General features: G+C 72.5%; 18 protein-coding genes. 5 read left to right on the forward strand and 13 right to left on the reverse strand.

The features are described from left to right. Positions 1 to 65 precede the first annotated feature (65 nt). Complete coding sequence (locus tag N3K63_RS08545) at positions 66 to 320, forward strand: hypothetical protein (RefSeq protein ID WP_261579729.1); 255 nt, start codon at positions 66 to 68, stop codon at positions 318 to 320. Positions 321 to 387: 67 nt separating this feature from the next. After that, positions 388 to 1,467, forward strand: coding sequence for a GNAT family N-acetyltransferase (locus N3K63_RS08550; RefSeq protein WP_261579730.1), 1,080 nt, complete (start codon positions 388 to 390; stop codon positions 1,465 to 1,467). A gap of 6 nt (positions 1,468 to 1,473) precedes the next feature. On the opposite strand, the gene mutM is transcribed toward N3K63_RS08550, so the two are convergent. The 6 genes from mutM to N3K63_RS08580 are packed head-to-tail and all read right to left on the reverse strand — an operon-like array spanning position 1,474 to position 6,640. Beyond that, a complete protein-coding gene (mutM, locus tag N3K63_RS08555) occupies positions 1,474 to 2,406 on the reverse strand; it encodes a bifunctional DNA-formamidopyrimidine glycosylase/DNA-(apurinic or apyrimidinic site) lyase (RefSeq protein ID WP_261579731.1) in 933 nt (310 codons plus the stop codon). 23 nt (positions 2,407 to 2,429) lie between these two features. Next, complete coding sequence (gene rnc, locus N3K63_RS08560) at positions 2,430 to 3,122, reverse strand: ribonuclease III (RefSeq protein ID WP_261579732.1); 693 nt, start codon at positions 3,120 to 3,122, stop codon at positions 2,430 to 2,432. 12 nt (positions 3,123 to 3,134) lie between these two features. After that, positions 3,135 to 3,344, reverse strand: a complete 210-nt coding sequence (gene rpmF / locus N3K63_RS08565) for a 50S ribosomal protein L32 (protein WP_018188062.1) — start codon at positions 3,342 to 3,344, stop codon at positions 3,135 to 3,137. Between the two features lie 2 nt (positions 3,345 to 3,346). Continuing rightward, positions 3,347 to 3,895, reverse strand: coding sequence for a YceD family protein (locus tag N3K63_RS08570; RefSeq protein WP_261580074.1), 549 nt, complete (start codon positions 3,893 to 3,895; stop codon positions 3,347 to 3,349). Between the two features lie 24 nt (positions 3,896 to 3,919). Beyond that, positions 3,920 to 4,420, reverse strand: coding sequence for a pantetheine-phosphate adenylyltransferase (coaD, locus tag N3K63_RS08575; RefSeq protein WP_261579733.1), 501 nt, complete (start codon positions 4,418 to 4,420; stop codon positions 3,920 to 3,922). Positions 4,421 to 4,462: 42 nt separating this feature from the next. Further along, positions 4,463 to 6,640, reverse strand: coding sequence for an ATP-dependent DNA helicase RecG (locus tag N3K63_RS08580; RefSeq protein ID WP_261579734.1), 2,178 nt, complete (start codon positions 6,638 to 6,640; stop codon positions 4,463 to 4,465). A 60-nt stretch (positions 6,641 to 6,700) separates the two neighbouring features. Here N3K63_RS08580 and N3K63_RS08585 point away from each other — a divergent pair, with 60 nt between their 5' ends. Further along, entirely contained in the window at positions 6,701 to 7,282 is a 582-nt protein-coding gene (locus N3K63_RS08585; RefSeq protein ID WP_261579735.1) for a 1-acyl-sn-glycerol-3-phosphate acyltransferase, read from the forward strand. A 22-nt stretch (positions 7,283 to 7,304) separates the two neighbouring features. Beyond that, on the forward strand, positions 7,305 to 7,859 hold the full coding sequence (rsmD, locus tag N3K63_RS08590) for a 16S rRNA (guanine(966)-N(2))-methyltransferase RsmD (RefSeq protein ID WP_261579736.1): 555 nt from the start codon (positions 7,305 to 7,307) through the stop codon (positions 7,857 to 7,859). A gap of 13 nt (positions 7,860 to 7,872) precedes the next feature. Here rsmD and thiL read toward each other — a convergent pair whose 3' ends face one another. Further along, positions 7,873 to 8,868, reverse strand: a complete 996-nt coding sequence (gene thiL, locus N3K63_RS08595; RefSeq protein WP_261579737.1) for a thiamine-phosphate kinase — start codon at positions 8,866 to 8,868, stop codon at positions 7,873 to 7,875. A gap of 22 nt (positions 8,869 to 8,890) precedes the next feature. On the opposite strand from thiL, the gene N3K63_RS08600 reads away from it, so the two are divergent. Beyond that, a complete protein-coding gene (locus N3K63_RS08600; protein ID WP_261579738.1) occupies positions 8,891 to 9,379 on the forward strand; it encodes a DUF3515 domain-containing protein in 489 nt (162 codons plus the stop codon). 18 nt (positions 9,380 to 9,397) lie between these two features. On the opposite strand, the gene N3K63_RS08605 is transcribed toward N3K63_RS08600, so the two are convergent. From N3K63_RS08605 to leuC, 6 genes are all read right to left on the reverse strand, one after another. Then, positions 9,398 to 10,480, reverse strand: a complete 1,083-nt coding sequence (locus N3K63_RS08605) for a D-alanine--D-alanine ligase family protein (protein WP_261579739.1) — start codon at positions 10,478 to 10,480, stop codon at positions 9,398 to 9,400. Then, positions 10,386 to 11,513, reverse strand: a complete 1,128-nt coding sequence (locus N3K63_RS08610; protein WP_261579740.1) for an NAD(P)H-dependent glycerol-3-phosphate dehydrogenase — start codon at positions 11,511 to 11,513, stop codon at positions 10,386 to 10,388. The genes N3K63_RS08605 and N3K63_RS08610 overlap by 95 nt, the downstream gene beginning before the upstream one ends. Next, positions 11,503 to 12,261 (reverse strand): lysophospholipid acyltransferase family protein, encoded by a 759-nt coding sequence (locus tag N3K63_RS08615; RefSeq protein WP_261579741.1) that lies wholly within the window; start codon positions 12,259 to 12,261, stop codon positions 11,503 to 11,505. Before N3K63_RS08615 ends, N3K63_RS08610 begins: the two co-directional genes overlap by 11 nt. Before the next feature lie 8 nt (positions 12,262 to 12,269). Continuing rightward, on the reverse strand, positions 12,270 to 13,631 hold the full coding sequence (gene murA, locus N3K63_RS08620; protein WP_261579742.1) for a UDP-N-acetylglucosamine 1-carboxyvinyltransferase: 1,362 nt from the start codon (positions 13,629 to 13,631) through the stop codon (positions 12,270 to 12,272). Between the two features lie 69 nt (positions 13,632 to 13,700). Next, positions 13,701 to 14,297 carry a 3-isopropylmalate dehydratase small subunit gene (leuD, locus tag N3K63_RS08625; protein WP_261579743.1) on the reverse strand — a complete coding sequence of 199 codons (597 nt, stop codon included), beginning with the start codon at positions 14,295 to 14,297 and terminating at the stop codon, positions 13,701 to 13,703. Between the two features lies 1 nt (position 14,298). Continuing rightward, on the reverse strand, positions 14,299 to 15,780 hold the full coding sequence (gene leuC / locus N3K63_RS08630) for a 3-isopropylmalate dehydratase large subunit (RefSeq protein ID WP_261579744.1): 1,482 nt from the start codon (positions 15,778 to 15,780) through the stop codon (positions 14,299 to 14,301). Positions 15,781 to 16,019: the final 239 nt, after the last annotated feature.

The raw sequence follows: 16,019 nt of genomic DNA on the forward strand, positions 1-16,019 counted from the left end.
TGCTGCGGCACGTCCTCCGCCGGATCTCCGGCTCCTTCGCTCACCCTTTCCGAGAAGAGACCATCGTGAACACCCTCCTCGCGCCGCAGCGCTCCGCTGCGCCGCCCGAACAGCTGCCGCTCGCACCGCTGCAGACCCGCACGCTCCGCACCCGCCCGCTCGACCGCGTCGCCATGCGCGTGGCCCTGGCGCTGCTGATGTGGAGCACCCGCGCCGAGCCCGAACGGGCCGCACGCCAGCAGACCCACCGTGTCGCCGCCGACCGGCGCGCGCGGGAGCACAGCTGGCTGCGGGCCGCCCAGCGGTTGCCGCTGCGCTGACCGCCTTCTATCTGACGCCCGGGGTCCCGGCTGCGGCCGGGGCCCCACCCCGAAAGGACACACCACCATGAGCACCACCACGACGGCCGAGTTCCGGCCGATCGTCATCCCGGCCACCACCGCCGACGCCGACGCGGCCGACTTCCTGGCGATGACAGCCGCCCGCAACGAGATCTACCGCGAGATCGGGGGCGACGACGACGACGCGATGACGCCCGAGCAGCTGCTCCCCCACTACCAGCCGGGCCCGGACGAGATCCGGCTCAGCTGGGCGATCGACGTCGACGGCACCGTCGTCGGCCGCGTCGGGGTCGACCTCCCGCTGGAGGACGGCTCGAAGAACGCGTTCTGGCTGATCGAGCTGCTGCGCGCCCATCAAGGGCAGGGCATCGGCTCGGCGGCGTACGAGCTCGTCGAGCGCACCGCCCGTGAGCACGGCCGCACCGTGCTGCAGTCGTGGGCCGACCACCCCGACGCACCCGGTGACCGCCTCGAGGCCCCCACCGGCTTCGGGTCGATCCCGGCCGACCGGGCCGCCCGGTTCTATGGCCGTCACGGCTACACGCTCGAGCAGATCGAACGCAAGAGCGCGCTGACGCTGGCAACCGCGGGCGACGAGGTGGCCCGCCTGCTGCAGGCGGCCACCGCCGCGGCATCCGGCTACCGCGTCGTGCAGTGGACGCTGCCGACCCCCGAGGAGCACCTCGAGGGCTACGCGTGGGCGAAGTCGCGCATGTCGACGGATGTGCCGGCGGCCGCGATGGAGTTCGACGAGGAGACGTGGGACGCCGATCGGGTGCGCCGGCACGACCAGCGCTACCTCGACGGCGGGCAGACGGCGCTGGTCACCGTCGCCGTGGAAGAGGCCACCGGCACGATCGTCGCGTTCAACGAGCTCGTCATCGGCTCCGACCTGACCGCCGCCACCCATCAGGAGGACACGCTCGTGCTCAAGGAGCACCGCGGCCACCGGCTGGGTCAGCTGGTCAAGTGCGCCGGGCTCACCCGCTGGCGTGAGATCGCGCCGCAGTCGCCGCGCGTGATCACCTACAACGCCGAGGAGAACCGGCCGATGCTCGACATCAACGAGGCCATCGGCTTCGCGCCGGCCTCGTACAGCGGCGCCTGGAAGAAGACGCTCGCCTGAGCGGGTTCACCGTCGCTTCTGACAGTGCGCGCAGTAGTGGCTGGAGCGGTTGGTGAACGACACCCGCACGATCGGACGGCCGCATCGGGGACACGGTTCCCCGGTGCGGCCGTACGCGTTCAGGGAGTGCGCGAAGTAGCCGGCCTGGCCGTTGACGTTGACGTACTGCGCATCGAAGCTCGTGCCGCCCTCGGCCAGCGCCTTGGCGAGCACCCCGCGCACCTCGGCCAGCAGCCGCGTGACGGCGCGGGCCGGCAGCTGTGCGGCGGGGGTCTCGGGGTGGATGCGGGCGGCCCACAGCGCCTCGTCGGCGTAGATGTTGCCGATGCCGCTGACCACCGTCTGATCCAGCAGCACGCGCTTGACCGCCGAGGCGGTGCGCGCGAACCGGGCCCGCAGCGCCGCCTCGTCGAAGGCCGGGTCGAGCGGGTCGCGGGCGATGTGGGCGACCTGGGCGGGAACCAGCGCCGCGTCGGTGCCGAAGCCGCCGGGGGCGCCGTCGGCGGTGGGCAGCAGCGGATCGACGGCGAGTGAGCCGAACGTGCGCTGGTCGGCGAAGACGACCGCCAGCTCGCCGTGCACCGGATGCTGGATGTCGAGGCGCACGCGCTCGTGGCGCTCGGCGGGGGCGCCGGGGGCGCGCAGCAGCAGCTGCCCGCTCATGCCGAGATGCCCGACGAGCGCCTCGGCCTCGCCGCCCTGGGGCGCGCGGTTCTGGGGCGCCGGCTCCTCCCCGTCGAGGGGCAGCCAGAGGAACTTGCCCCGGCGCGCGGCACCGTCGATGAGACGTCCGGTGAGGGCGGCGGCGAAGTGCGCGGCGCCGCCGGTGTGGCGGGTGAGGGCCCGCTCGTCGCGCACGTCGACGGCGACGATGCGCGCGCCGGTGACGGCGGGGGCCAGGCCCGCGCGCACGACCTCGACCTCGGGGAGTTCAGGCACGTCGTGGGGGTTCGCTCGTCGGGTCAGGCCGGGGAGGACAGCTCATGCCAGAGGGCGAGGGCGCCGGCCATCTCGGCCTGCTTCTTGCTGGAGCCGGTGCCGGTGCGCGCGGCGTCGCCCACGGTGACCGTCGCCGTGAACGAGCGGTTGTGGTCGGGGCCCGAGGCCTCGACGACGTAGACGGGCGGGGTGAGACCGCGCCGGGCGGCCAGCTCCTGCAGGCTGGTCTTCGGGTCCATCGCCGCGCCGTAGCGTTCGGGGTCGGCCATGAGCGGCGCGACCAGCCGCAGCACCAGCGCGGTGGTGGCCTCCGGTCCGGCCGACAGGAACGAGGCGCCGATGACGGCCTCGGTCGCATCGGCGAGGATCGAGTCCTTGTCGCGGCCGCCGGTCTGGTCTTCGCCGCGGCCGAGCCGCAGGTAGGCGCCCAGGCCGATGCCACGGGCCACTTCGGCCAGCGCGACGGTGGACACCACGCTCGCGCGGCGCTTGGCCAGCGATCCCTCTTCGAGGTCGGGGTTGCCGACGAAGAGGTGCACGGTCACCGCCTGCCCGAGGATGGAGTCCCCGAGGAACTCCAGACGTTCGTTGTGGGCGATGCCGCCGTTCTCATACGCGAACGAGCGATGTGTGAGGGCGAGCAACAGAAGCTCGGGGTCGATATCGACCCCGAGCTTCTCGACGAGCGTTGCGTGCTCGACCGCGACGTCTGTCACGACGTGGACCGATCAGATGTCGGCGACCTTGCGGCCCTTGTATTCGAGGAACAGCTCGGTGCCCTGCGAGTCGGTGACGACCTTCGCCTGGTGCGGACGGCTGTAGACGACCTTGCCGTTCTCGATCGTCTTGACGAGCGTGGGGGCCTCGGCCTTCCACTGCGCGCGGCGCGAACGGGTGTTGGAGCGGGAGACCTTCCGCTTCGGGGGGTTACCTGCCATGGTCAGCTCTTCTCTGTGTCATCGGCGGCGCGGCGCTGTGCCGTGTCGTCGTGGTCTGGGGTGAGGGCCTGCAGCGCGGCCCAGCGCGGGTCGATCGGGGTCTCCGGCTCGGCGCTGTCTGTCAGCTTCACACCCGTGCTCGGGTCGAGCCCTGGGCAATCCGGCTGACACACCGGCTGGAACGGAAGCGACAGGACGATCGAATCCCTGACCGGAGTTTCAAGATCCACGTGGTCGTCTTGAACCTCGAAGTCGTTCGCTTCTCCCCCAGGATACCCGAAGAGCTCCTGAAACTCGACTTCGACAGGCTGGGCGATGTCGGTGAGGCACCGGCCGCAGACGCCGACCATGCGGGTGGCGACCTCGGCGGTGACGAGGATGCCCTCGTGCACCGACTCCAGCCGCACATCGATCTGCACCGGTTCGCCCTGCGGCACCGACACCAGACCCTCGCCCCACTGCTCGGGGGCGGCGACCTCGATGTCGTGCTCGCGCATCTCACCGGATCGGTGCGCGATCTCGCGCACGGGGATCAGGAACGGGGAGTTCAGATGCTTCTTGGCCACCACGACATGCTAGCCGCCGTGATGACCGCTGGGGTCGAGGAAGCGCGCCACGGCCGGCGGCACGAACGGTGCGACATCGCCGCCGAGGGCGGCGACCTGCCGCACGAGAGAGCTCGACACCAGCGCGTGCGACGGGTCGGGCAGCAGGAACACGGTCTCCACCGCCGCCAGGTGGCGGTTCACGATCGCCATCGGCGTCTCGTAGGCGACGTCGACCTGCGAGCGGATGCCCTTGACGAGCACTCCTGCGCCGACGTCGGTGACGTAGTCGACGAGCAGGCCCATGCTCCAGGAGGCCACCACGATGTCGCCCTCGATGCCGGCGTCGGCGATGGACTGCTCGATGAGGCTCAGCCGCTGGGCGATGGGCAGCATCGCCTCTTTGCCGGGGTTGTGCACCACGAGCACGTGCAGGCGGTCGTAGAGCGCGGCGGCGCGCCGGATGACGTCGAGGTGACCGAGCGTCGGGGGGTCGAAGGAGCCGGGCACGACCGCGATGCGGTTGTTCATGCGCTCAGCCTAGTCACTCGCGGCGGGCCGGTTCGGGCGGGCTCAGTTGCGGGCGAGCGCGGCCCGCTCCTGCTGTCCCACGCGCCGCTCGATGGTGGCGGCCAGCCCCGGATGCCGGTCGAGACCGGGGTCGTCGGCGAGCACGCGTGCCGCCTCGCTGCGGGCATGGACGATGAGGTCGGCGTCGGCGACGACGCGCAGCAGCCGTAGCGACGAACGGGCCCCCGACTGCGCGTCGCCGAGCACGTCGCCCTCGCCGCGCAGCTCGAGGTCGACCTCGGCCAGGAGGAAGCCGTCGGTCGTCGCGGCCACCGCCTCCACGCGCGCCCGCGCCGGCGTGAGCTCTTCGGCCTCGGTGACCAGCAGGCACAGCCCCGGCACCGACCCGCGGCCCACCCGGCCGCGCAGCTGGTGCAGCTGCGAGACGCCGAAGCGCTCGGCCTCCAGCACCACCACCGTCGAGGCGTTGGGCACGTCGACGCCGACCTCGATCACCGTCGTGGCCACCAGCACGTCGATCTCACCGCGCGCGAAGGCCTGCATCACGGCATCCTTCTGCTCGCCCGGCATCTTGCCGTGGAGGATCTCGACGGTGATGTCGGCGAACGCGGGATGCCGTGAGAGCAGGTCGGCGGCCTGCACGACGCCCCAGCGCACCCGGGCCGGCCCCTCGCCCTCGGCTGCCGGCGGCGCCTCGGGCGGTTCGACGCCGGTGTCGGCCTCGGGTTCGTCGCCGGACGCGTCGATCGCGGGGCAGACCACGAACGCCTGCCGGCCCTGGCCGACTTCCTCGGCCACGCGGTCCCAGACGCGCGCGAACCAGCCCGGCTTCTCGGCGATGGGGGCGACGAACGACGAGATGCCCGCGCGCCCGGCGGGCAGGGTGCGGATGGTGGAGACGTCGAGGTCGCCGAAGACGGTCATGGCCACCGTGCGCGGGATGGGGGTGGCGGTGAGCACCAGCACGTGCGGCGAGGTGCCCTTGGCGCGCAGCGTCTCGCGCTGCTCGACCCCGAACCGGTGCTGCTCGTCGACGACGACCAGGCCCAGGTCGGCGAAGGTGGTCGATGCGCTCAGCAGCGCGTGGGTGCCCACGACGATGAGCGCCTGCCCCGCTGCCGCGCGCAGGGCCGCTTTGCGGCGCTCGGCGGCCGGCAGCTGACCGGTGAGCAGGGTGGGCATGAGCTCGGGCGCCAGCTGCGGGCCGAGCATGCGGGCGATGGAGCGCACGTGCTGGGCGGCGAGCACCTCGGTCGGGGCGATGAGCGCCGACTGCCCGCCCGACTGGGCCACCTGCAGCATGGCGCGCAGGGCCACGAGGGTCTTCCCCGACCCCACCTCGCCCTGCACGAGCCGGTTCATGGGGCCCTCGCCCACGAGGTCGGCGGCCACCACGTCGCCCACGGCCGACTGGTCGTCGGTGAGCGCGAAGGGCAGGGCCGCGTCGAACCGCTCCAGCAGCGCCCCCGCAGGCCGCGGGGTGGCTGCCAGCTCGCGCACCTGCGCGCGCTGTTGCAGGAGCGCCGCCTGCAGCACGAACGCCTCGTGCATGCGCAGCGTGCGGCGCGCCGCGTCGATCTCGTCGAAGCTCTGCGGGGCGTGGATGCCGCGCAGCGCGGTGGCGGCCTCGAGCAGGCCCTCGGCCTCGCGGAGAGCGTCGGGCAGCGGGTCGGGGACCGCGGTCACCGTCGGCAGCACGACCCCGACCGCCTTGTGCACCTGCCAGCTGGGCACGGTGCTGGTGGCCGGATAGATGGGGATCGGCACGTGCTGACGCGCCTGGGCGTTCTGGCGGGCGGTCTCGTCGTCGTCGAAGAGCTCGTAGTCGGGGTGGGCGAACTGCTTCTGGTTCTTGAACTGGCCGACCTTGCCCGAGAAGATCCCCTGCCGCCCCGGCACGAGTTCGTTCTGCCGCCATGCCTGGTTGAAGAAGGTGAGGCTCACGGTGCCGGCGCCGTCGCTGATGACCACCTCCAGCAGCGACCCCTTGCGCCCGCGCATCGGGCGGCTCGATGCCGAGCGCACCTCGGCGACGATCGTCACCTGCTCCCCCACCGGCAGCGACGCGATGGGCGTCAGCTCGCCATGGCGGGCGTAGCGGCGCGGGTAGTGGTCGAGCAGGTCGCCCACCGTGGTCATGCCGAACGCCCGCGAGAACGAGCCGGCGGTCTTGGCCCCGAGCACGGCTTCCAGCGGGGAATCGAGGGTCACCGGCGGCATGGGTCGAGTCTAGGCACCACCGGCGACGTCGCCGGCGGGACGACCACGTACTCTCGAGTGGTGATCCGACGCCTCCTCGCCCGCACCTACTGGGCCTTCAGTCGCTGGCGGTTGGTGACCGAACCCGCTCCCACCGTGCCGACGGTGCTCATCGGTGCGCCGCACACCTCCAACTGGGACTTCGTGTTGATGCTCGCCATCGCCTGGCGGCTGGGCATCGACGCGCGCTGGCTCGGCAAGGAGAGCCTGTTCGCCGGGTGGCGCGGCCCCCTGATGCGGCGCCTGGGCGGCATCCCGGTCGACCGCAGCGACGCCGGTCGGGTCGTGGCCGAAGTCGTGGCGCGCGTGCACGCCGGCGAGGTGTTCGGCCTGGTCGTGACCCCCGACGGCACCCGCGGGGCCACCACGCACTGGAAGAGCGGCTTCTACCGCATCGCCACCGAGACCGGCATGCCGGTGACCCTCGGCTACGTCGACCGCACGACGATGACCACCGGCCTCGGCCCCACCCTCGCCCTCACCGGCGACGTGGGAGCCGACATGGACCGCATCCGCGCGTTCTACGCCGACAAGGCGGGGCTGCGCCCGCACCTGCGCACCGAGCCGCGCCTCACCTCCGAAGACGCGCCGCCGACGGCGTGACCCGCATCGGTATCGTGAAGCTGTGACGCGCATCATCTCCGGCGCCGCCGGGTCGCTGGCCCTGGCCGTTCCCGACGCCGGCACCCGACCCACGAGCGACCGCGTGCGCGAGTCGCTGTTCGGCGCGCTGGATGCGGCGGGCCTGGTCGAGGATGCCGCGGTGCTCGACCTCTACGCCGGCTCGGGGGCGCTGGGGCTGGAGGCCGTCAGCCGCGGTGCCCGCAGCGCCGACCTCGTCGAGAAGGCGCCGCGGGCGGCGACGGTCGCCCAGCGCAACGCGCAGGCCGTGGCGCGGGCGGTGCCGGGCGCTGCCGTGCGCGTGCACCGCGCCGCCGCCGACGCCTTCCTGCGCTCTGACGGTCGCAGCTACGATCTGGTCTTCCTCGACCCGCCCTACGACGTCGGCGAGAGCGAACTGGCGGCGACCCTGGCGCTGCTGGTGCCGCGGCTGGCCGCGGGCGCGGTGGTCGTCGTCGAGCGCGCGTCGCGCTCGGGCGAGCCGTCGGCGCCGGAGGGCCTCGCGCACGAGCGGGCCAAGAAGTACGGCGACACCACCCTGTGGTGGTTGCGGGCCTGACGGCCGGCGCGACTCAGCCGCGCTGCGCGTCCCAGTCGCGGTAGGGGTCCCAGCCGCCGCGGCCGCCGCCGGCGGCGCCCGCCACGGTCACCGGCTCCGCGCCCGCCGCCACGACCTCGCCGATCGGCCGGAAGCCCGGCGGAAGGGCGGCATCGGGCGGGAAGGTCGCCAGCAGCGCGTGGTCCTCGCCGCCGCGCAGCGCGGCGTCGGTCCACGCCGTGCCACCCGGGGCGGCCGCCAGGACCAGGGTCACCCCCGAGGCGCGCGCGAGCCGTCCGGCATCCAGCAGCAGCCCGTCGGAGACGTCCATCATCGCCGTCGCGCCGGCGCCGGCGGCGACCACGCCCTGCGCCACCGGCGGCCGAGGGCGCAGCTGCGCGTCGAGGTCGGCGGTCTCGGCCGCGGTCAGCTGCGCGCGGTCCACGGGGATGGGCGCGCCGCCGGGGCTGCGGAAGCGGTCGAACAGCACCGCCAGGCCGCGGGCGGCGGCGCCGAGCTCGCCGCACACCGCGATCACGTCGCCCACCCGGGCGCCGCTGCGCAGCACCGGCGCCCCGTCGAGCACGCCGATGGCCGTCACCGCGATGGTGAGGGTGTCGGAGACGGTGAGGTCGCCGCCCTCCACCGCGCAGCCGGGCGCGAGCTCGTCGCAGGCCGCGCGGAAGCCGCCCGCGAGCTGCGACACGAAGTCGAGCTCCGTGTCGTCGGGCAGGGCGAGCGCCACGAACAGCGCCGTGGGGCGCGCGCCCATCGCCGCGACGTCGGCGAGGTTGACGGCCGCCGACTTGGCGCCGAGATCCTGCGCCGACGACCACGCGAGGCGGAAGTCGGGCCCGTGCACGAGGGTGTCGGTCGTCACGACCACCCGTCCGCCGGGCGCGGCGAGCACGGCGGCGTCGTCGCCCGGGCCGACCAGCGCCTGCGACGAGCCCTGGAGCGCGTCGAGGATGCGGCCGAGCACCTCGGCTTCGGAGGCCGCGCCGACGGTGGAGGGGGCGGGGGTGGGCATCCCTCCACGGTAGCCTGGACAGGTGATCCGCCGACCCCGACGAGCCCTGTTCGCCCTCGCCCTGGTCGCCGCCCTCCCCCTCGCCGCGTGCAGCGCGACCGTGTCGATGCAGCCGGCGGCCGCGTCGAACGACCCGGCCTGCGCCGCGGTGATCACGAGGCTTCCCGCCACCGCCGACGGCCAGGACCGCCGCTGGACGGATGCGCAGGCCACCGGCGCCTGGGGCGACCCGGCCGACGTGCTGCTCACCTGCGGGGTCAGCGAGCCCGGGCCGTCGGAGCTCGTCTGCCAGAGCGTCGACAACGTCGACTGGATCATCGACGACTCCGAGGCGCCCAACTACCGGTTCACCACCTTCGGCCGCTCACCCGCCGTCGAGGTGTACCTCGACTACGACGACGTGAGCGCCCGCGCCGTGCTGAGCGCGCTCGGGCCCGCCGTGGGCACGCTGCCCACCACCGGATCGGTGTGCACCGACCGCGTCGACACCCCCGAGCCCGACGCCGGCTGAGCCGGCCCGGGCGGACGCTCAGCGGGCGCGGGCGAGTTCGATCAGCTCGGTCAGCAGGTCGTCGTAGCTCATGCCCGACGCGATCCAGCACTTCGGGAACATGGAGATCGGCGTGAAGCCGGGCATCGTGTTCACCTCGTTCACGAAGAACTCCGTGCCGGTGTAGAAGAAGTCCACGCGGGCCAGCCCCTGCCCGCCGACGGCCTCGAAGGCGCGGGCGGCGATGCGCTGCATCTCGGCCAGTTCGCCGTCGCCCAGCTCAGCCGGGCAGACGAGCTCGATGCCGTCGGCGCCGAGGTACTTCGCGTCGAAGTCGTAGAAGTCGCGACCGCTGATGACGATCTCGCCCGCCACGCTCACGCGCGGGGCGCCGCCGTCGCGGCCCTCGAGCACGCCGCACTCCACCTCACGGCCGACGACGGCCTGCTCGACGAGCACGGTGCCGTCTTCGGCGAACGCGACGTCGAGGGCGGCGTCGAGGTCGGCCCAGTCGTCGACCTTCGACACGCCCACGCTCGAGCCGGCGCGGGCGGGCTTGACGAAGGCGGGCAGGCCCAGCGAGCGGATGCGGCGACGCCAGAGCTCGCCGTCGCGCTCGAGGGCGCTGCGGGTCACCGTCACCCACGGCACGACGGGCACGCCGGCGGCCTTCAGGATGCTCTTGGTGGTGTGCTTGTCCATGCCGATCGCCGACATGAGCAGGCCCGCCCCGACGTAGGGCAGGTCGAGCAGTTCGAGGAAGCCCTGCACGGTGCCGTCCTCGCCGAAGCGGCCGTGGAGGATCGGGAACACCACGTCGACGTCGCCGAGCGAGCGCTCCCCCGCAGCGTCGCGCACGCGCAGCTCACGGCTGCGGGTGGAGTCGGGCCAGACGATGCGGGTGCCGTTGTCGACGACCTCGGGCAGGTGCGCCGGGTCGAGGCCGAACTTGCCGGGATCGTCGTCTTCGAGGACGAAGGCCCCGTCGCGGGTGATCCCGATCGGGATGACGCGGTAGCGGTCGCGGTCAAGCGTGCCCAGCACGCCCCCGGCCGTTGCGGAGCTGATCGAGTGCTCGCTGGAGCGACCGCCGAAAAGCACCGCCACTGCCGCCTTGTCCATTCTGGGTCCTCTCGCCGGTGGGCTGATCGTCTTCGGTGGTCAGGTGCGGGGCGATGTCGCGCGGGTTCATGGTGCCGTCGAGCACCATCTTCACCTGCTCGACGATGGGCATCATGACCCCCGCCTCGCGTGCCAGCTGCAGCACGGGTGCGACAGAGGCCAGACCTTCGGCGGTCTGGTTCATCTGCTTCACGACGTCCTGGAAGCTGTACCCCTGGCCGAGCAGGCGCCCGGCGGTGTTGTTGCGACTGAGCGGCGACTGGCAGGTGGCGATGAGGTCGCCCAGCCCCGCCAGGCCCTGCAGCGTCTCGGGCTGTGCGCCCTGCGCGACGGCGAAGTCGGTCATCTCCACGAGCCCGCGGGTGATGATCGAGGCCTTGGTGTTCTCGCCGTAGCCGACGCCGTCGACGATGCCGATCGCGACGGCGATGAGGTTCTTCAGCACGCCGCCGAACTCGGTGCCGATCACGTCGGTGTTCACGAAGGTACGGAAGTAGGCGTTGCGGGCGCGTCGGGCGACGGCCTCGGCGGTCTCCTGGCTCACCGACGAGATCACCGCGGCGGTGGGCTGCTCGCGGGCGATCTCGAGAGCGAGGTTCGGACCGGATGCGACGGCGATGCGCGCCGGATCGCAGTGCAGCTCCTGCTCGATGACCTGGCTCATGCGCAGACCGGTGCGCTTCTCGACGCCCTTCATGAGCGAGACGATGGGCGCGTCGCTCTTGGCGATGAGGGGGCGCACCGCCTTGAGGTTCTGGCGCAGCGCCTGACTGGAGATGGCCAGGTAGATCTGGTCGGCGCCGTCGAGCGCCTCTGACAGATGGGTGGTCGCCGACATCGCCCGCGGCAGGTTGACACCCGGCAGGTACTCGGTGTTGCGGTGGCCCTCGTGGATCTCCTGGGCGAGCTCGGCGCGCCGCGCCCACATCACCACGTGCGCGCCGCCGTCGGCGAGCACCTTTCCGAAAGTGGTTCCCCAGCTGCCTGAGCCGATCACGGCGACCCGCGGCAGCCCGACCGGACTACGACTCAAGGCGACCCGTCTCCCTCTGCCCGTGCACCGACGGGTTCCAGCGCTCTGCCGGCGGCGCCTCACCGCGCAGCCCGCCGAGCAGGCCCGAGATGTCGGCCATCACGGCATCCGTCGCCGCCGCCAGCTGGGCCGGGGCGTTGGCGCCGGCGAAGGCGCTGAGGTCGACGGCCGGGCCGAGCACCAGACGCACCCGACGGCGCGGCGGGAAGACCCGCAGCTTGCCGTAGCGCGGCATGATCTGCTGCACGCCCCACGTGGCCACGGGGATCACCGGGATGTCACCGGCGAGGGCCAGGCGCACCGCGCCGCTCTTGCCGCGCATCGGCCACATCCCGGGGTCGCGGGTCAGCGAGCCCTCGGGGTAGACGATCACGCCGCGCCCGTGCTCGACCAGCTGCCGCGCCTGCTCCATCGTCTGCTTGGCCGATGCCGCCGAGGCGGTCCGCGCGACGGGCACCATGCCGGTGGCCCGCAGCGCCGCGCCGAGCACCGGAACGCGGAAGAGGCTCTCCTTGGCCATGAAGCGCGGCGCGCGCCCCAGCCGCCAGGTCGCCACCGCGAGGATCAGCGGGTCGAACTCGCTGTAGTGGTTGGGCGCCAGCACGTAGGGCCCCTCGGCCGGCATGTGCTCGGCTCCGGAGATCTCGATCTTGGCGAACCAGCCGACGGCGGGGACGACGACCGCGGCGAGCGGCCAGAACACAGTCGGGCGCGACTTCTCTGCCGTGGCCCGGCGACGGGAGCTCATCGACGGCCTCAGGCGACGACGTCGAAGTCGGCGCCCAGGGCGGTGAGCTTGTCGAGGAACTTCTCGTAGCCGCGGCGGATGATGTCGACGTTGCGTACCGTCGACTCGCCGTCGGCGGCGAGGGCCGCGATCACGTAGCTGTAGCCGCCGCGCAGATCGGGCACGACGACCTCGGCCGCGTGCAGCGGCGTGGGGCCGTTGATGACGGCGGCCTGCTCGAGCGCGCGACGGGGCACCCGGCGCGCGGGGTCGGCGATGCCCTCGGGGTGCACGACGATGTCGGCGCCCATCTGGACGAGCGCGCGGGTGAACCCGAGACGGTTCTCGTACACCGTCTCGTGCACGACGGACTCGCCGGTGGCCTGGGTGAGGGCGACGATGAGCGGCTGCTGCCAGTCGGTCATGAAGCCCGGGTGCACGTCGGTCTCGACCGTGACGGCCTTCAGCTCGCCGCCGCGGCGGAAGGCGATGCCGTCTTCGCGCACGTCGAAGTCGCCGCCGACCTTGCGGAAGACGTTGAGGAACGTGAGCATCTCCTGCTGCTTGGCCCCGGCCACGAAGATGTCGCCGTCGGTGGCCAGCGCGGCGCAGGCCCACGACGCGGCCTCGTTGCGGTCGAAGATGCAGCGGTGGTCGTAGCCGCGCAGGCTCTCGACGCCCTCGATGAAGATGACGCGGTTCGGCTCGTAGGAGATGATCGCGCCCATCTTCTGCAGCACCGCGATGAGATCCATGATCTCGGGCTCGATCGCCGCGCCGCGCAGCTCGGTGGTGCCCTTGGCGCGCACCGCCGTCAGCAGCACCTGCTCGGTGGCCCCGACGCTCGGGTAGGGCAGCTCGATGTCGGCGCCGTGCAGACCCTCGGGCGCCGACAGGCGGATGCCGCTGGGCAGCTTCTCGACGACCGCGCCGAACGCGCGGAGCGCGTCGAGGTGGAAGTCGATGGGGCGGTCGCCGATGCGGCATCCGCCGAGGTCGGGGATGAACGCCTGACCGAGCAGGTGCAGCAGCGGACCGCAGAACAGGATCGGGATGCGCGACGCGCCGGCGTGGGCGTCGATCTCCTCGAAGTGGGCCGAGACCGCACCGCTCGGGTCGAGGCGGAGCACGCCGTCGCCTTCGTCGGTGATGGCCACACCGTGCACGTCGAGCAGCGACCGCACGACCTGCACGTCGCTGATGTCGGGCACGTCGCGCAGCACCGAGGCGGTCTCGCCCAGCAGCGAGGCCACCATCGCCTTGGTGGCGAGGTTCTTCGCGCCCTTCACGTCGACCGTGCCCCGCAGGGGCCGGCCGCCGCGGATGCGCAGCGCGTGGACGGCGTCGCCCTCGGGGCCCGACGTTGCGGACTCGCTGAGCAGGGTATTCATCCGGTGGACCTCACTTGTGTCTCGAGGAAGCGAACTGCATCCACCCCGGATCGCGGGGCGGACATCGGGCTAGCGGACGGGCAGTGTCCGCGGCCGCCACGCCTCGCGGCGCGCCTCGAATTGCGCGATGGCTTGTTCGTTGCGCAGGGTGAGCCCGATGTCGTCGAGCCCTTCGAGGAGGCGCCACCTAGTGTAATCGTCGATCTCGAAAGCGACCCGGAGGTCGCCGATCCGCGCCTCGCGCGCCTCGAGGTCGACCGTCATCGAGATGCCCGGCTGCGCGTCGATCGCGGCCCAGATCGCCTCGAGGTCGCTCTCGGAGATGACGCCGGTCACCAGGCCCTGCTTTCCCGCGTTGCCGCGGAAGATGTCGGCGAACTTGGGGCTCAGCACGACCCGGAACCCGTAGTCGCGCAGCGCCCACACGGCGTGCTCGCGGCTGGAGCCGGTGCCGAAGTCGGGGCCGGCCACCAGCACGGATGCCGCGGCGAAGGTCGGCTGGTTGAGGAGGAACTCGGGGTCCTGGCGCCAGTTGGCGAACAGGGCGTCTTCGAAGCCCGTCTTGGTGACGCGCTTGAGGTAGACGGCCGGGATGATCTGGTCGGTGTCGACCGCCGAGCGCTTCAGCGGGGCGGCGATGCCGGTGTGCGTCGAGAACTTGTCCATGTCAGGCCTCCACCGGGCTGTTCGCGTCCACCGGGCTGTGCGCCTCGGCAGGTCCCTGCGCGACGAGGTCGCCGGGGCTGGCCAGTCGGCCGAGCACGGCGGTGGCCGCAGCCACCAGCGGCGAGACGAGGTGCGTGCGCCCGCCCTTGCCCTGGCGTCCCTCGAAGTTGCGGTTGCTCGTCGAGGCGCACCGCTCCCCCGGGGCGAGCTGATCGGGGTTCATGCCCAGGCACATCGAGCAGCCCGCGAAGCGCCACTCGGCGCCGAAGTCGACGAACACCTTGTCGAGGCCTTCCGCCTCCGCCTCCAGGCGCACCCGCGCCGAGCCGGGGACGACCATGACGCGCACGCCCTCGGCCTTGGTGCGGCCGCGCACGATCGAGGCGAACTGGCGCAGGTCTTCGATGCGGCTGTTGGTGCACGAGCCCATGAAGACGGCATCCACCGGCACGTCCTTCAGCGGCGTGCCGGGCACGAGGTCCATGTACTCCAGCGCCCGCTCGGCGGCGGCGCGCTCATTGGGATCGGTGAAATCGGCCGGGGCGGGCACCACGCCCGACAGCGACACGCCCTGACCGGGGTTGGTGCCCCAGGTCACGAACGGCTCGAGCTCGTCGGCGTCGAGGAAGACCTCGGCGTCGTAGACGGCGCCCTCGTCGGAGGGGAGCGTGCGCCAGTAGGCGACCGCGTCGTCCCAGTCCTGGCCCTCGGGCGCGTGCGGGCGACCCTTGAGGTAGGCGAACGTCGTCTCGTCGGGGGCGATCATGCCGGCACGGGCACCGGCCTCGATCGACATGTTGCACATCGTCATGCGCCCCTCCATCGAGAGGGCGCGGATGGCGCTGCCGCGGAACTCGAGCACGTAGCCCTGGCCGCCGTTGGCGCCGATCTTGGCGATGATGGCGAGGATGATGTCCTTGGCCGAGACGCCCTCGCGCAGGGTGCCCTCCACGGTGATCGCCATCGTCTTGAACGGCTTGAGCGGCAGCGTCTGGGTGGCCAGCACGTGCTCGACCTCGCTGGTGCCGATGCCGAAGGCCATCGCCCCGAACGCCCCGTGCGTGGAGGTGTGGCTGTCGCCGCACACGACGGTGACACCCGGCATCGTCAGGCCCAGCTGCGGCCCGACGACGTGCACGATGCCCTGTTCCTTGTCGCCGAGCGAGTGCAGGCGCACACCGAACTCCGCGGCGTTGCGGCGCAGCGTCTCGATCTGCGTGCGGCTGGTGAGGTCGGCGATCGGCTTGTCGATCTCGAGCGTCGGGGTGTTGTGGTCTTCGGTGGCGATCGTCAGATCGAGTCGCCGGACCGGGCGTCCCTCGGCGCGCAGGCCGTCGAAGGCCTGGGGGCTCGTGACCTCGTGCACCAGGTGCAGGTCGATGTAGATGAGGTCGGGCTGACCGTCTTCGCCTTTGACCACCAGGTGGTCGTCCCACACCTTCTCCGCCAGCGTGCGGGGGTGATCGGGGATCTGGATGTTCATATGTCTCGTTCTCCTGTTCGGCTTCGTGCCCGTGTCGGACTCCGCGACGAGAGGGGGCTCAGAACGAGATCTCGCCGCGGCCGCTAAGGAGAAGGTGCACGAACCGCATCGGCTCAGATTACCACCGGCGGGGATGCCGACGGCCCGGTGCCCCGTCACCGCGGCCCGCCACGGACCGCGGCCCGCGGCATCCGGGTGAGGGATGCCGCGGGCCGTGGTGGTGGTGCGGTGCCGGCGCG

Origin of the sequence: Microbacterium festucae (genome assembly GCF_025421715.1) — a bacterium.
GTDB lineage: Bacteria > Actinomycetota > Actinomycetes > Actinomycetales > Microbacteriaceae > Microbacterium > Microbacterium festucae.

Coding starts and splice junctions, on each gene's coding strand:
- leuD (WP_261579743.1), bottom strand. CDS start 14,297: ATGGACAAGTTCTCGACGCACACCGGCATCGCCGCCCCGCTGAAGCGC.
- N3K63_RS08605 (WP_261579739.1), bottom strand. CDS start 10,480: ATGGACAAGGCGGCAGTGGCGGTGCTTTTCGGCGGTCGCTCCAGCGAG.
- rpmF (WP_018188062.1), bottom strand. CDS start 3,344: ATGGCAGGTAACCCCCCGAAGCGGAAGGTCTCCCGCTCCAACACCCGT.
- N3K63_RS08615 (WP_261579741.1), bottom strand. CDS start 12,261: ATGAGCTCCCGTCGCCGGGCCACGGCAGAGAAGTCGCGCCCGACTGTG.
- coaD (WP_261579733.1), bottom strand. CDS start 4,420: ATGAACAACCGCATCGCGGTCGTGCCCGGCTCCTTCGACCCCCCGACG.
- N3K63_RS08550 (WP_261579730.1), top strand. CDS start 388: ATGAGCACCACCACGACGGCCGAGTTCCGGCCGATCGTCATCCCGGCC.
- murA (WP_261579742.1), bottom strand. CDS start 13,631: ATGAATACCCTGCTCAGCGAGTCCGCAACGTCGGGCCCCGAGGGCGAC.
- N3K63_RS08580 (WP_261579734.1), bottom strand. CDS start 6,640: ATGCCGCCGGTGACCCTCGATTCCCCGCTGGAAGCCGTGCTCGGGGCC.
- leuC (WP_261579744.1), bottom strand. CDS start 15,780: ATGAACATCCAGATCCCCGATCACCCCCGCACGCTGGCGGAGAAGGTG.
- thiL (WP_261579737.1), bottom strand. CDS start 8,868: ATGCCCACCCCCGCCCCCTCCACCGTCGGCGCGGCCTCCGAAGCCGAG.